This is a genomic window from Streptomyces pratensis, from assembly GCF_037137275.1.
GTDB classification, from domain to species: domain Bacteria; phylum Actinomycetota; class Actinomycetes; order Streptomycetales; family Streptomycetaceae; genus Streptomyces; species Streptomyces pratensis_B.
Genome location: NZ_JBBBEN010000092.1, coordinates 80,036 through 93,776 on the forward strand (window position 1 = coordinate 80,036; position 13,741 = coordinate 93,776).

Below are 13,741 nucleotides of genomic sequence, written 5' to 3' on the forward strand. Positions count from 1 at the left end.
CCTGGCTGCTTTGGTCGCGGCGGACGGGGACCGGTGGGCGATGCGGAGGGCGCGGGTCGGGCGGGAGGGTCGGTCCATGAAGAGTAGCGTCGAGACGATCGGGTTCCTCGTCTTCCTCCAGGGCGTCGGCGGCCTGCTGTACGAGTGGACCGGTTGGTTCCGGCTGTGGACGGTGGTGCGGCACGTCGGCTTCCTCAGCGACCGCGGGCTGTTCGTCCACATCGTGCTGCTCGTGACAGGGGTGGCCGTGATGATCGCCGCGGACGCGGTCAAGACCTGACCGCGGCGGCCCGGCTCACGCCCCGGCACGCTCCCGGTCGGCGCCGCGCCGGCCCCAGGCGGTGCCCGCCAGGACAAGGACCGCCCCGGCCGCACCGAGCGCCCCGAGCCGTTCCCCGCCGAGGCTGATGCCGACGGCCGCGGCCCACAGTGGTTCCGTACCGAGCAGCAGGCTGACCCGGGACGGCGAGGTGCGGCGGACGGACCACATCTGCACGAAGAACGCGAACAGCGTGCAGAACACCGAGAGGAAGACCAGGCCCGCCCATTCCCGGGCGCCGAAGTCCGCCGCCGCGCTCCACGGCGAGGCGCCGGTTCCGGGAACGGCGGCGAGAACGGCGAAGACGGCGACCGCGCTGCCGAGCTGGACCGTGGTCAGGGACAGCGAGTCGGCGTCCTGGACCGCCTTGATCCTGGCCATGGCCAGGACGTGGACGGTCCGGGCGAGGGCCGCGAGAAGCATCAGGAGGTCACCGCCGGAGGGGCTGGTGAACCCGCCGCCCTGGGTCAGCAGGACCACACCGGTGACGGAGAGCCCGGCCGCGGCGACGCATCCGGCCGACGGGCGGACGCGGGTCACGGCGGCCTCTGCCAGGGGCGTGAAGATCATCGTCAGGCTGATGATCAGCCCGGCGTTGGTGGCGGAGGTGTGCACCACCCCGTACGTCTCCAGCAGGAAGATCCCGCTCAGCACCAGGCCCAGCAGCCCGGCCCCCCGCCACTGCGCGCCGGTCAGCGCCCGCAGCCTGCGCCACCCGGTCACCACGAGCACCGGCAGCACGATCGCGAACCGCAGGACGAGCACGGCGATGACGGTGTGGGCGGTGGTGATGCCCTTGGCCGCCAGGTAGCTGGCGCCCCAGACGACGGCCACCGCCAGCACGGGCAGATCGGTCGCCCAGGCGCGGCGTGGGGGTGCGAGGGCGGGCGCGGCGACGACGGACACCTGGTTCTCCTGGATCTCCACGGACCGTGTTGTGGAGACCTCACCGGCTCGCACGCGGAGCGATCACGCTACCCGCCGGGCCCCCGGGAAAGGAACACCCGTCTCGACGGTCGGATGGACCCGCAGCATCACCCGTGGTCAGGGACGGTCGAGGCGATCCGGCAGGCAGCGAGGGGCCGGTCGGCCGCGACAGAACTCCCTGGACTGACATCCCGGTACCCCTGAGGCACGGAGTGGTCACTTTCGTCGGCAAGGGCGCACGGGCGGGTCGTGCGCGGGAACCAGACCCGGCAGTTGGTCGTGGGGCAGGCGGGTCGGCCGACCACGCCGCCGCCTGGCGGGGGCCGCGTCGAGCTGCCGCGCCACGGCCGCGCCTCTACGCTGGCCGGGACGGGGACAGCGACGGGAAGGACGGGGCGGACCATGCCCGGCACACCGGTACACGCGCTCAACGACGGCACCGCGCTCCCGGCGGTGGGGCTCGGCACCTACCCGATGGACGACGCCGCAGCGGAGGAGGCCGTCGCCGGGGCCCTGGAACTCGGCTACCGGCTGGTCGACACCGCCGTCAACTACGGCAACGAGACCGGCGTCGGCCGGGGCATCGCCCGCAGCGGCGTCCCGCGCGAGGAGGTCCTCGTCACCACGAAGGCGCCCGGCCGGCACCAGGGGTACGAGGAGACGCTCGCCTCGTTCGAGCAGTCGCGGGCCCGTCTGGGCGTCGAGTACGTCGACCTGTACCTGATCCACTGGCCGCTGCCCCGCGTCGACCGGTACACGGAGACCTGGAAGGCGATGATCAAACTGCGTGAGGACGGCCTGGTCCGCTCCATCGGCGTCTCCAACTTCACCGCCGGACACCTGGAGCGGCTGGAGAGGGAGACCGGCGTGCTGCCCTCGGTGAACCAGGTCGAGATGCATCCGCTGCTCCCCCAGGAGGAGCTGCGGGCGGTTCACGCGTCGAAGGGCATCGTCACGGAGAGCTGGAGCCCGCTCGCCCGCGGCCGCGAGGTGCTGGAGGACCCCTCGACGGTGGCCGTCGCGAGGGACCACGGGGTGGCCCCCGGCCAGGTGGTCCTGCGCTGGCACACCCAGCTGGGCGCGGTGCCGATCCCGAAGTCGGCCGATCCGGGGCGCCGGCGCGAGAACCTCGATCTGTTCGGGTTCGAGCTGACGGCTCAGGAGATGGCGACGATCACGTCCGGGGCGCGACGGCGCTTCGGCGGCGACCCGGAGACGCACGAGGAGTTCTGAACGCCCTGCCCGGCGCGGCCAGCGGTCACCGGTTGCGCGGAGTGACCTCCGCCATCCGGGACCAGCCCTCGCCCTCCGCCTCGACGTTGATGATCTCGGGGACCTCGGCCACCAGCTCCGACATCGTCTCGATGGCCGCGCGGAAGTGGCCGGAGTTGACGTGCGCCTCCCCCGCCTCCGCGTCGGCGAACGCCTCCAGCAGCACGAACTCGTCCGGGTTCTCCACGCTGCGGGACCAGTCGAAGAAGAGGTTGCCGGGCTCGGCGCGGGTGGCGGCGGTGAAGTCCGCCAGTGCGGGGAGCCAGTTGTCACGCTCGGCGGGCAGGGCGGTGAACTTGACGGCGATGAAGATCATGGGGGCTCCTGGTCGGTAGGTCGGGCAGTGCGGCGCCGCGCCTGCGAGCGCTCGCCGCACCCCGACCAGGGTGACATGCCCTCACTCGACCGGGCCGGCCCGGCACACCGTGGCGCCGGGCGGCCCGCACCGGGTGGGCCTCGCCCTCTTCGGCCCCGCAGCGCCCGGTCCCGGCCCGGACGGCGTCACCGGTGCGGCGCGGCCGCACGGTGCCGCCCGTCACGGCCGGGCGTCCCTTTCGAGGAGGCGGCCGGCGGGTTCGGCCAGGACGCCGTCCGCGGCGATGCGGACGCCGCGCAGCCAACTGGAGCGGACCACGCCGTGCAGGGTCTTCCCGGCGTAGGCGGTGACCTGGTTGCGGTGGAAGAGCTCGGCGGGGTCGACGGTGAAGACGGCCTCGGGCGCGAGGACCGCGAAGTCGGCGTCCCGGCCGGCCTCGATGGCCCCCTTGCGGGAGAGCCCGGCCAGCTCCGCCGGGGCCGCGGACATCCAGCGGGCCACGTCGTCCAGCGAGTGGCCGCGCCTGCGGGCCTCGGTCCAGATGGCGGGCAGGCCGAGCTGGAGGGAGGAGATTCCACCCCAGGCAGAGGCGAAGTCCGGGGTCTTCAGGTCCGTGGTACAGGGCGAGTGGTCGGAGACGATCGCGTCGATGGTGCCGTCGGCGAGCCCGGCCCACAGGGCGTCCTGGTTGGCGGCCTCACGGATGGGCGGGCAGCACTTGAACTCGGTCGCCCCGTCCGGCACCTCCTCCGCGGTGAGGGTGAGGAAGTGCGGGCAGGACTCGACCGTGACGCGGACGCCCTCACGCCGGGCGGCGGCGATCAGCGGCAGGGCGTCGCCGGAGGACAGGTGCAGGACGTGGACTCGCGCGTCGAGCCGCTTGGCGTGCGCGATGAGGCCCTCGATCGCGGTGTTCTCGGCGTCGCGGGGGCGGGAGGCGAGGAAGTCCGCGTAGGCGGGGCCGGGGCGCTGCGGGGCCTCGGCCAGGTGGTGCGGGTCCTCGGCGTGCACGATGAGCAGCCCGCCGAAGCCGGCGATCTCCGCCATCGCGCGGGCCAGCTGCTCCTGGTCCAGCTCCGGGAACTCCTCGACGCCCGAGGGCGACAGGAAGCACTTGAAGCCGAAGACGCCGGCCTCGTGCAGCGGGCGCAGGTCCTTGGTGTTGGAAGGGATCGCGCCGCCCCAGAAGCCCGTGTCGACGTGCGCCTTGGGGGCCGCGACCTGCTGCTTGATCCGCAGGTGCTCGACGGTGGTGGTCGGCGGGAGGGAGTTGAGCGGCATGTCCAGAAGCGTGGTGATGCCGCCCGCCGCCGCCGCCCGGGTGGCCGTGAAGAAGCCTTCCCACTCGGTGCGTCCGGGGTCGTTCACATGGACGTGGGTGTCGACGAGGCCGGGCAGCAGGACGTCGTCGCCGAGCTCCTCCAGCCGGGCGCCCGGGGGCACGGCGGTGTCGTACGGCAGGACCGCGTCGATGGTCCCGCCCGCGACGGCGACCGTCGCGGGGCGGGTGCCCTCGGGGGTGACGACGCGCGACGAGCGCAGTAGCAGGTTCACGTCCGTACCGGACACCTGTTGCTCCTTCCCTCCAGGAATTCAACGAACTGTTGAAGTTTCGGTGGAGTCTTCACCCGGGAGGACCCACCGTCAACCCCCGCCGCCACCCCCTCGAAGCCCGCCGGGCCGCTCCCCGGACCTGTCGGACCCCAGCACGGGCCTATGGGAGAATTCCACAAAGTAAAATACATATTCCGAACAACGGAACGTAGCATGGGCCAGAACACGCAGCGCCGAACCGCCCGACGGATCGTCTGCACCCGGACAAAACAGGCCCTGACCGGCACGGACGCCGACCGGTCGGCGGTGGGCCGATCGAGGACCGCCCGGTAGGCTGCTGACTTGCCTTCCGCTTCGAAAGGACCGTTGACGTGCCGCCGTCCCACGCCAGCACAGCCGACTCCAAGCCCTCCGGTGCCAGCGGCGGGGTGCAGTCCCTCGAGCGTGCCTTCGATCTGCTGGAGCGGATGGCCGACGCCGGGGGCGAGGTGGGGCTGAGCGAGCTCTCCGCGAGCAGCGGGCTGCCCCTGCCCACCATTCACCGGCTGATGCGCACCCTGGTCGTCTGCGGCTACGTCCGCCAGCAGCCCAACCGCCGTTACGCACTCGGCCCCCGGCTGATCCGGCTCGGCGAGTCCGCCTCCCGGCTGCTGGGCACCTGGGCACGCCCCTACCTCCAGCGCCTGGTGGAGGAGACCGGTGAGACGGCGAACATGGCGTTGCTGGACGGGGACGAGATCGTGTACGTCGCCCAGGTGCCCTCCAAACACTCGATGCGCATGTTCACCGAGGTCGGCCGTCGGGTGCTCCCCCACTCCACCGGCGTGGGCAAGGCGCTGCTCGCCGACACCCCCGCCGACGAGGTCCGCGCGCTCCTGACGCGTACCGGCATGCCGGCCGCGACGGAGAAGACCATCACCACGCCGGAGGGCTTCCTCGAGGCTCTGGAGCAGGTGCGGGGGGCCGGGTACGCGGTGGACGACAGCGAGCAGGAGATCGGGGTGCGCTGCCTGGCGGTCTCCGTGCCGAACAGCCCCACCTCGGCCGCGATCTCCATCTCGGGCCCGGCGGGACGGGTGACGGAGGCGGCGACGGAGCGGATCGTGCCGATTCTCCAGCAGGTCGCGCAGGAGCTGTCGGGCGCGCTGACGAGCAGCGGCCCGACCGGCTGAGCCCGGCCGGCCGGGAGGCCTACCGCCTTTGGCCCCTGGGCCCCGGCCTCTTGCCCTCCCGGCCTCCTGGCCCAGCTCAGGGCGCCGCCGGGGCCCCCGCCAGCCGCCCGTCGTCCATCCGCACCGTCCGGTCCACCCGGTCCAGGTGCGTGAGGTCGTGCGTGACCAGAACCGTGGCGGTGGCGCGCTGCCGGGTCAGGGAGACCAGCAGATCGAGCACGGCCGCGCCCCGCTCGTGGTCGAGCGCGCTGGTCGGTTCGTCGACGAGGAGCACCTTGGGCTCGTTCATCAGAGCCCGCGCGATGGTGATCCGCTGGCGCTGGCCGCCCGACAGCTGGTGCGGCCGCCGGTCAGCGCGGTCCGCGAGTCCGACCGCGTCCAGCAGCTCCAGGGCCTGGCGGCGGGCCCCTCTGGCGGAGCCGCCCGACAGGTGCCGCATCACCTGGAGCTGCTCGGCCGCGGTGAGCGAGGGCAGCAGGTTGGGCTGTTGGAAGACGATGCCGATGTGCTCCCGGCGCAGCGCCGCCCGCCCCGCCCGACCCAGATCCGCGGTCCGGGTACCGGCCACGACGACCTCTCCGGAATCCGGGGTGACCAGGGTGGCGGCCGCCGCGAGGAGGCTGGACTTGCCCGAGCCGGAGCGCCCGACGACGGCGGTGAGCGTGCCGGCGGGCACGTCCAGCGATACGCGGTCCAGAGCGGTGAGCCGGCCCTCGCCGTCCGGGTAGGTGAGGGTGACGTCGGTCAGGGTGAGTGTCATCGGGCACTCCCGAGTGCGGTGAGCGGGTCGACGGCGGTGATGCGTCGGACGGACAGGGCCGCGCCGAGGATGCCGAGGGCGATCATGACGGCAGCCGGGACGAGGACGGTGGGCGCGTCCAGGACGAACGGCGCCGCACCCCCGCCGATCAAGGCCCCGGCGCCGACGGCGAGGGCGGCGCCCAGCCCCGTACCGAGGGCGAGCACCACCACGGCCTGCCCGAGGGCGTCGCGCAGCAGGTACGGCGTCGACGCGCCGAGCGCCTTCAGCACGGCGACGTCGCCGCTGCGCTGAATCGTCCAGACGGTGAAGAACGCGCCGATGACGAGCGCGGAGATGGCGAACAGGAAGCCGCGCATCAGTTGCAGCGAGCCGTTCTCCGCCTGGTAGGAGCCGATCGCGGTGAGGGCGTCGTCCAGGGCCAGTGTGCGGGTGCCCGCCGCCTCGTCCCCGGCCACGAGATCGGCGCCGCCGGTGGTGGTCAGGGCGATCACGGTCGCCGCTTCCCCTGGCCCCGCGCCGCCCTGGCCGACGTGCTGCCAGTCGTCGAGGGTGGTCCAGACGACAGGCGTGTGACTGTAGGAAGCGTCCCCCGCCACGGCGGCGACCTCGCGCTCCGCCCGGCCGAGCGCGACGCGGTCGCCGGCGGCGACGCCGAGCTCCTTCGCCGCCTGCTCGGAGAGCACCACCTGGCCGGGGGCGAGCCCGGCCGCCCCCCGGCCGCCCGGGGCGAGTGTGCCGTCCGGCTCGACACCGAAGGCGGACACCGCGGCCGTCCGGTCGCCTGCGGCGGTCACGTTCAGGGTCCGGATGCCGAGCGGCTGCGCGGCCTCGATTCCGGGCCGCGCGCCCCAGGCCCGCCAGGCGTCCTCGCGGACCGTCGAGTCGGCGAACGACACCGCCTGCCCGTCCGGTGGGGCGGCGAAGGCGATATGGTCCGCGTCCAGCCCGATGACGGCCGAGGTGTTCTCCCGCGCCAGGCCGGCCGTCAGACCGGACAACAAGCCCACGAGCAGCGTGATCAGCACCACGACGGACCCCATGAGGGCGAACCGGCCCCTGGCGGACCGAAGGTCTCTCCATGCGACGAACATGGTCCCAGCGTGGCCCGGCCCGGGAGCGGGAACATCGCGCGGCGGACGGGCCCGACATCAACCCTTCGGTTGACCGTGCCCGGGAAGGCCGCCGCTACGCTGGACGGACAATGGATTCGCCATCGCACACCCACGTCACCGTCGCCCTGCGGCTCTGCCTGCACGGGCTGTTGACAGGGCTGTTGGCGCTCGCCGCCCTGCGCGCCCTGGGCCAGGGCGCACCCCACGCCGGAGCGATTGTGGCGCTGGCGGCGCTGATGGCGGGGGTGTACGCGGCGGGGGTGTACGCCGGGTCCCGGCGGCCGGAAGCCAGGGCCGGCCGGCGTCCGGCGCCGGCCCTGTCCGGAGGCGCGGACGGGGCCGCCCCGCCGCTCGGCCGGGCGGGCGGCGGCAAGGGCGAGACCACCCCGGCCCGGCCGGCGGGCGGCGAGGCGGACGCCGCCCCTGGGAGGAGCCAGGGCCGGGCGCTCGCCGGGCTCGCGCCGCGCCTCGGGAGCCGGGCCGGGGCGCTGTGGCTGGCCGGCCTCTGCTCGGTGTGGGGCGCGCTGCTCGTACTCTCGCCGGACGCCCTGTGGGCGGCCTTCCCGCTCTACTTCCTCCAGCTCCACCTGCTGCCGGCACGCTGGGCCCTGCCCACCGTGGCGGTCACCGCGGCCGCCGCGATCACCAGCTTCGTCGTGCACCGGCAGGAGATCGCGCCCGGTGCGGTCATCGGGCCACTGCTCGGCGCGGCGGTCGCCGTGGCCACGGTCCTCGGGTACGACGCGCTGTCCCGCGAGAGCGAGCGGCGGCGCGCGCTGATCGTGGAGTTGGTCGCCACCCGGGCGGAGCTGGCCGCCGCGGAGCGTACGGCGGGCGCCCTCGCCGAGCGGGAGCGCCTGGCGCGGGAGATCCACGACACCCTCGCCCAGGGGTTGTCCAGCATCCAGTTGCTGCTGCGCGCCGCCGAGCGCTCGCTGCCCGAAGGGGACCCGGCCACGGGACACGTCCGGGCCGCCCGCGAGGCCGCGCAGGCGAATCTGGCCGAGGCCCGTTCCTTCGTGCGCGCCCTGGCCCCGCCGGATCTGGAAGACGGTTCGCTGGCCGCCGCGCTGGAGCGGCTCTGCGCCAGGACGAGCGCGCCGGGGCTCGCCGTGCGGTTCGCGGTCAGCGGCGTCCCAGTGGAGCTGCCGACCCCCTACGAGGTGGCGTTGTTGCGGACGGCCCAGTCGGCCCTGGCCAACACGGAGCGCCATGCGCGGGCCGGTCGGGTGGAGGTCACCCTCAGCTTCATGGACACCGCGGTGGCGTTGGACGTCGTGGACGACGGACGGGGCTTCGATCCGGCGCGGGCTCCCGGGGCCGGACGCGGCGACGGGGGTTTCGGACTGCCGGCCATGCGCTCCCGGGCCGGGGCGCTCGGCGGGGTGCTGAGCGTCGAGTCGGCGCCGGGCCAGGGCACGGCCGTGGCCGTCACTCTGCCCCTGCCCGCCGCGGATCGGGAGAGCGCCGCGTGAGCGGGGACACCGTCCGGCTGCTGCTCGCCGACGACCACCCGGTCGTCCGGGCGGGGCTGCGCGCGGTGCTGGACACCGAACCGGGCTTCCAGGTGGTCGGCGAAGCCGCGACCGCGGAGGAGGCGGTGGCCCTGGCGGCGGCGGGTGGCGTCGACGTCGTCCTGATGGACCTCCAGTTCGGCGCGGGGATGCACGGCTCCGAGGCCACGGCGGCGATCTCGGCGGGGCCGGACGCTCCCCGGGTGCTGATCCTCACCACGTACGACTCCGACGCGGACATCCTGGCGGCCGTCGAGGCGGGGGCGAGCGGTTATCTGCTCAAGGACGCGCCGCCACAGGAGCTGGCGGCGGCGGTGCGCACGGCGGCGGCGGGCCACTCAGCGCTCGCGCCCTCGGTGGCGCACCGGCTGATGGACCGGATGCGCACCCCGGCAGAGGCGTTGACCAGGCGGGAGCTGGAGGTGCTCCAGCTGGTCGGGGAGGGCCTGTCGAACCTCCACATCAGCAAGAGGCTGTTCCTGAGCCAGGCCACGGTCAAGTCCCACCTGGTGCACATCTACGCGAAGCTGGGCGTCGACTCGCGTACGTCGGCGGTCGCGGCGGCCACGGCGCGCAGGCTCATCCGCCGCTGACGCGGCCCACCCGGGCCGCGTCCGCCGGATCACCCGCGCGGCGGCTCCCCGAAGAGGTCGACCGCGTTGCGCACCTCGCGCAGGGCGGCGGCCAGAGCGCTGACCGAACCGATCGCCCCGGCGATCAGCAGCAGTGAGCGGCGCAGCCGGGGGATCTCGGGCACACCGCCGAGGGCCATGGCGTCCAGCGCGGCCAGCTCGTCCTCGGCGATCGGCCGGTCCGGGAAATCGGCGGGATGGGCGGCCAGTTCCCGGCGGAGCCGGGAGACGGCCGTGCGCAGCCCGGCCACTCTCGGGTCCTCGCCGCTGCCGGTGACCCGCTTCTGTCCCACGCTTCGCAACACAGCACTCCCCCTCGCACACCGTTGTGCCGCTGTCCCTCCCCGCACCGGGTCCGTGGCCAAGTCCCCGGGCTCGCAGGCAAGTTAACGTCATAACAGGCAGTGCGCGCCACTCCACGGACAGAAATCGGGGTGACCCCTGCGGGTGACATGGATGTCGCGTGTGCGAACGGCCAGGTGGTATCCAGACCCCATGACTGAGGACATGACCGCCGACACGAGGAACCCCGAGGTCGCGGGGGTGCTGCTGGCCGCGGGAGGGGGGCGCCGGCTCGGCGGCCGCCCCAAGGCGTTGCTGAAGCACCGGGGCCGCCCGCTCGTCGAGCACGCCGTGCGCTCCCTGCGCGACGGGGGCTGCGGGCCGCTGCACGTGGTGCTGGGCGCGGCGGCCGACGAGGTGTGCGCCCGCGCCGATCTCACGGACTGCGCGGTGACGGTGAACCCCGGCTGGGAGGAGGGCATGGGGTCCTCGCTGCGGCTGGGGCTGGCCGCGCTGACCGGCTCGCACGCCGACGCGGCGCTCGTCCTGCTGGTGGACCAGCCGGGCATCGGCGCGGAAGCGGTGGCCCGGGTGCGTTCGGCGCACCGATCCCGGACGGACCTGGTGGCGGCTTCGTACGGCGGCAGGCGGGGTCACCCCGTGTTGTTCGGGGCGGCCCGCTGGGCGGATGCGGCGGCCGGAGCGGTGGGCGACCAGGGGGCGCGGGCGTATCTGCGGGAGCACCGCGATGCGATCACGCTCGTGGAGTGTTCCGATGTGGCTCAGGCGTACGACATCGACACCGCGCAGGACCTGAGGCGCCTGGAGTGAACGGTGTGCGGCCGCGTCGGCACGCTGCGCCGCCGCCCGCCGTTTCTGTCGACCCGGAGAATCTCGACATCAACAAACCATTGAACTTCCACCATGAGGAAACTACTATCCACTGGTCAGAAGCCCTCTGAACCTCAGGCGGCATCCACGGCCGTATCTCGGAGCCATGGCACGCCGTGCCGTGTCAGGCGTCCCGGCGGCCCTGCGACGCCGCCGCCCGCTGAAGGAGTGACAGCTCATGTCCGCACCAGCGCCGTCCACGCTGGCCATCGTCGATGCCGAGCCCCTGCCCCGGCAGGAAGAGGTCCTGACCGACGCGGCCCTCGCGTTCGTGGCCGAGCTGCACCGGCAGTTCACCCCGCGCCGCAATGAGCTGCTCGCCCGGCGCGGTGAGCGCCGCGCCGAGATCGCCCGCACCTCCACGCTGGACTTCCTGCCCGAGACGGCGGCGATCCGCGCGGACGACTCCTGGAAGGTCGCGCCAGCCCCGGCGGCGCTCGATGACCGCCGGGTGGAGATCACCGGCCCCACCGACCGCAAGATGACCATCAACGCCCTGAACTCGGGCGCCAGGGTCTGGCTCGCCGACTTCGAGGACGCCTCCGCTCCCACCTGGGAGAACGTCGTCCTCGGCCAGCTCAACCTGACCGACGCCTACGAGCGGCGCATCGACTTCACCGACCCGCGCTCCGGCAAGTCGTACGCGCTCAAGGCCGCCGACGAACTCGCCACCGTCGTCATGCGCCCGCGCGGCTGGCACCTGGAGGAGCGCCACCTCCAGGTGGACGGCGCCCCGGTGCCCGGAGCGCTCGTCGATTTCGGCCTCTACTTCTTCCACAACGCCGAGCGTCTGATCGAGCTCGGCAAGGGCCCGTACTTCTACCTGCCGAAGACGGAGTCGCACCTGGAGGCCCGCCTCTGGAACGACGTCTTCGTCTTCGCGCAGGACTACGTCGGCATTCCCCGGGGCACGGTCCGCGCGACGGTCCTCATCGAGACGATCACCGCGGCGTACGAGATGGAGGAGATCCTCTACGAGCTGCGCGACCACGCCTCGGGGCTGAACGCCGGCCGCTGGGACTACCTCTTCTCCATCGTCAAGAACTTCCGTGACGGCGGGTCCAAGTTCGTCCTGCCGGATCGCAACGCGGTGACGATGACCGCCCCGTTCATGCGGGCCTACACCGAACTCCTCGTCCGCACCTGCCACAAGCGGGGCGCGCACGCGATCGGCGGCATGGCGGCGTTCATCCCCTCCCGCCGCGACGCCGAGGTCAACAAGGTCGCCTTCGAGAAGGTCAAGGCCGACAAGGACCGCGAGGCGCACGACGGCTTCGACGGCTCCTGGGTCGCCCACCCCGACCTCGTCCCGATCGCCCTGGCCTCCTTCGACGCGGTCCTGGGCGAGAAGCCCCACCAGAAGGACCGCCTCCGCGAGGACGTCTCGGTCGCGGCGGGAGACCTGATCGCGATCGACACCCTCGACGCCAAACCCACCTACGACGGTCTGCGCAACGCCGTGGCGGTCGGCATCCGCTACATCGAGGCGTGGCTGCGCGGCCTCGGCGCGGTCGCCATCTTCAACCTGATGGAGGACGCGGCCACCGCCGAGATCTCCCGCTCCCAGATCTGGCAGTGGATCAACGCGGACGTGGTGTTCGACAACGGCGAGCACGCCACCGCGGACCTGGCCCGCGCGGTCGCCGCCGAGGAGCTGGCCGCGATCCGCGCGGAGGTCGGCGAGGAGGCCTTCGCCGCCGGGTCGTGGCAGCAGGCCCACGACCTCCTGCTCCAGGTCTCCCTGGACCAGGACTACGCGGACTTCCTGACTCTGCCCGCGTACGAACAGCTGCGCTGACCCGAGCGACGGCGCCGACCGGCGCGAACCGAGCCCCGCCCCCGGCGCCGCACCGCGCCGGGGGCGGAGCCGTGCGTGCGCTCGCCGTCCCCTCCCCGCTGGCCGCTCCTCGGGGCGCGCCTGCAAAACAGCGCCCGCCGGGAGTCAGTCGGCCAGGACGATCGTCGGCTGGGCCGAGAAGTCGCCCCACTTGCCGTCCGGCAGCTTCGCCCGGAGCTTCACCGAGTAGCGGGTGCCGGGCGGGTCGGCCAGATTCAGCCGGTAGGAGGCCCGGCCCTCGGGGGGCGGGCCGCCCCAGACGATGGTGGTGGTCAGCTTGCCGTTCAGGTACAGCTGGTAGGCGGGGATCGCGCCGCCCGTCTCGGGCTGGTCCCAGGACAGGTCGACGGTGAACTCGGCGCCCTCCTTGCCGATGTCGGCGCGCAGGCCGGTGGGAGCGGTGCTCGCGGGGGCGCCGGGGGCCGGTGCGGTGGTGAGATCGACGGCGTTGCTGTCGGGCGAGGACTTGTCGGAGGCGTCCCGGGCGCGCACGGTGAAGGTGTAGACGGTCCCCGGGCGCAGACCTGTCAGCCTCGCCGTGGTCTCGTCGGCCGGAACGCTGTGGATGCGGGAGTCCTCCTGGTAGATGTCGTACGAGGTGACGCCCACGTCGTCCTTGGCCGCGCCCCAGGTGAGGGTGGCCGCGCGGCTTCCGTCGGCAGCGCCTTTCAGCCGCGAGGGGGCGGTGGGCGGCTCGTCGTCGTCGGGCGGGGTGGCCCGGGTGGTGACCGGCACGACGGTGCTGGGCTCGGAGAGGTTTCCCGCGGTGTCCTTGGCCCGGACCGAGAAGGTGTAGTCCGTCGAGGCCTTCAAGCCGCTGACATCGATCATGCGCTTCGTCGCCGGAACGCTCTTGACCTTGGTCTTCTCTCGGTAGACCTCGTATCCGGCGATGGCCTTGTCGTCGGTGGCGGGCTCCCACATGACGTGCACCGAGGTGGAGCTGCTGGCCTGCGCGGTCACGCCCTTCGGGGTGCTGGGGCGCCGGGTGTCGGCGTCGGCCGTGCCGCCGCACGCGGTGAGGGAGGCGAGGAGCAGAGCGGCGGAACAGGCCAACGCGGCAGACATGTGGGGGCGTTGCACGGGAGTGCCTTCCATCCGGACAGCAATGGTCCAGACCTGTATGACATGGCGTGGGGGCTGCCGACAA

Annotated in this window: 14 protein-coding genes; 7 read left to right on the top strand and 7 right to left on the bottom strand. The window is 73.3% G+C overall.

Annotated elements, in window-relative coordinates; translation table 11 throughout:
* Nucleotides 1-76 precede the first annotated feature (76 nt).
* Nucleotides 77-280, top strand: coding sequence for a hypothetical protein (locus tag V9U70_RS17255; protein ID WP_336676235.1), 204 nt, complete (start codon nt 77-79; stop codon nt 278-280).
* Between the two features lie 15 nt (nt 281-295).
* Here the strand turns inward: V9U70_RS17255 and V9U70_RS17260 are convergent, their stop codons facing one another.
* Nucleotides 296-1,225, bottom strand: coding sequence for a DMT family transporter (locus V9U70_RS17260; RefSeq protein WP_419724000.1), 930 nt, complete (start codon nt 1,223-1,225; stop codon nt 296-298).
* A gap of 423 nt (nt 1,226-1,648) precedes the next feature.
* Here V9U70_RS17260 and V9U70_RS17265 point away from each other — a divergent pair, with 423 nt between their 5' ends.
* On the top strand, nt 1,649-2,479 hold the full coding sequence (locus tag V9U70_RS17265) for an aldo/keto reductase (RefSeq protein WP_336676240.1): 831 nt from the start codon (nt 1,649-1,651) through the stop codon (nt 2,477-2,479).
* Nucleotides 2,480-2,504: 25 nt separating this feature from the next.
* On the opposite strand, the gene V9U70_RS17270 is transcribed toward V9U70_RS17265, so the two are convergent.
* Complete coding sequence (locus V9U70_RS17270) at nt 2,505-2,834, bottom strand: putative quinol monooxygenase (RefSeq protein WP_336676242.1); 330 nt, start codon at nt 2,832-2,834, stop codon at nt 2,505-2,507.
* A gap of 219 nt (nt 2,835-3,053) precedes the next feature.
* Nucleotides 3,054-4,403 carry an allantoinase AllB gene (gene allB, locus V9U70_RS17275; RefSeq protein WP_336676244.1) on the bottom strand — a complete coding sequence of 450 codons (1,350 nt, stop codon included), beginning with the start codon at nt 4,401-4,403 and terminating at the stop codon, nt 3,054-3,056.
* A 356-nt stretch (nt 4,404-4,759) separates the two neighbouring features.
* On the opposite strand from allB, the gene V9U70_RS17280 reads away from it, so the two are divergent.
* Nucleotides 4,760-5,560, top strand: coding sequence for an IclR family transcriptional regulator (locus V9U70_RS17280; RefSeq protein WP_336676245.1), 801 nt, complete (start codon nt 4,760-4,762; stop codon nt 5,558-5,560).
* A 76-nt stretch (nt 5,561-5,636) separates the two neighbouring features.
* Here V9U70_RS17280 and V9U70_RS17285 read toward each other — a convergent pair whose 3' ends face one another.
* A complete protein-coding gene (locus V9U70_RS17285) occupies nt 5,637-6,320 on the bottom strand; it encodes an ABC transporter ATP-binding protein (RefSeq protein WP_336676247.1) in 684 nt (227 codons plus the stop codon).
* The gene (locus V9U70_RS17290; protein WP_336676249.1) at nt 6,317-7,414 is read right to left on the bottom strand and encodes an ABC transporter permease; all 1,098 of its coding nucleotides are present in this window, start codon (nt 7,412-7,414) and stop codon (nt 6,317-6,319) included. The genes V9U70_RS17285 and V9U70_RS17290 overlap by 4 nt, the downstream gene beginning before the upstream one ends.
* Nucleotides 7,415-7,524: 110 nt before the next feature.
* Here V9U70_RS17290 and V9U70_RS17295 point away from each other — a divergent pair, with 110 nt between their 5' ends.
* Together V9U70_RS17295 and V9U70_RS17300 are read left to right on the top strand one after the other, a co-directional pair.
* A complete protein-coding gene (locus tag V9U70_RS17295) occupies nt 7,525-8,910 on the top strand; it encodes a sensor histidine kinase (RefSeq protein ID WP_336676251.1) in 1,386 nt (461 codons plus the stop codon).
* Nucleotides 8,907-9,542, top strand: a complete 636-nt coding sequence (locus V9U70_RS17300; protein WP_336676252.1) for a response regulator transcription factor — start codon at nt 8,907-8,909, stop codon at nt 9,540-9,542. Before V9U70_RS17295 ends, V9U70_RS17300 begins: the two co-directional genes overlap by 4 nt.
* Nucleotides 9,543-9,571: 29 nt before the next feature.
* Here the strand turns inward: V9U70_RS17300 and V9U70_RS17305 are convergent, their stop codons facing one another.
* Entirely contained in the window at nt 9,572-9,874 is a 303-nt protein-coding gene (locus tag V9U70_RS17305; protein WP_336676253.1) for a DUF5955 family protein, read from the bottom strand.
* Nucleotides 9,875-10,076: 202 nt separating this feature from the next.
* Here V9U70_RS17305 and V9U70_RS17310 point away from each other — a divergent pair, with 202 nt between their 5' ends.
* A complete protein-coding gene (locus tag V9U70_RS17310) occupies nt 10,077-10,694 on the top strand; it encodes a nucleotidyltransferase family protein (protein ID WP_419723991.1) in 618 nt (205 codons plus the stop codon).
* A 238-nt stretch (nt 10,695-10,932) separates the two neighbouring features.
* Nucleotides 10,933-12,552: a malate synthase A gene (gene aceB, locus V9U70_RS17315; protein ID WP_336676254.1), complete on the top strand. Its 1,620-nt coding sequence runs from the start codon at nt 10,933-10,935 to the stop codon at nt 12,550-12,552.
* A 144-nt stretch (nt 12,553-12,696) separates the two neighbouring features.
* Here aceB and V9U70_RS17320 read toward each other — a convergent pair whose 3' ends face one another.
* The gene (locus V9U70_RS17320) at nt 12,697-13,689 is read right to left on the bottom strand and encodes a fibronectin type III domain-containing protein (RefSeq protein WP_336676256.1); all 993 of its coding nucleotides are present in this window, start codon (nt 13,687-13,689) and stop codon (nt 12,697-12,699) included.
* Nucleotides 13,690-13,741: the final 52 nt, after the last annotated feature.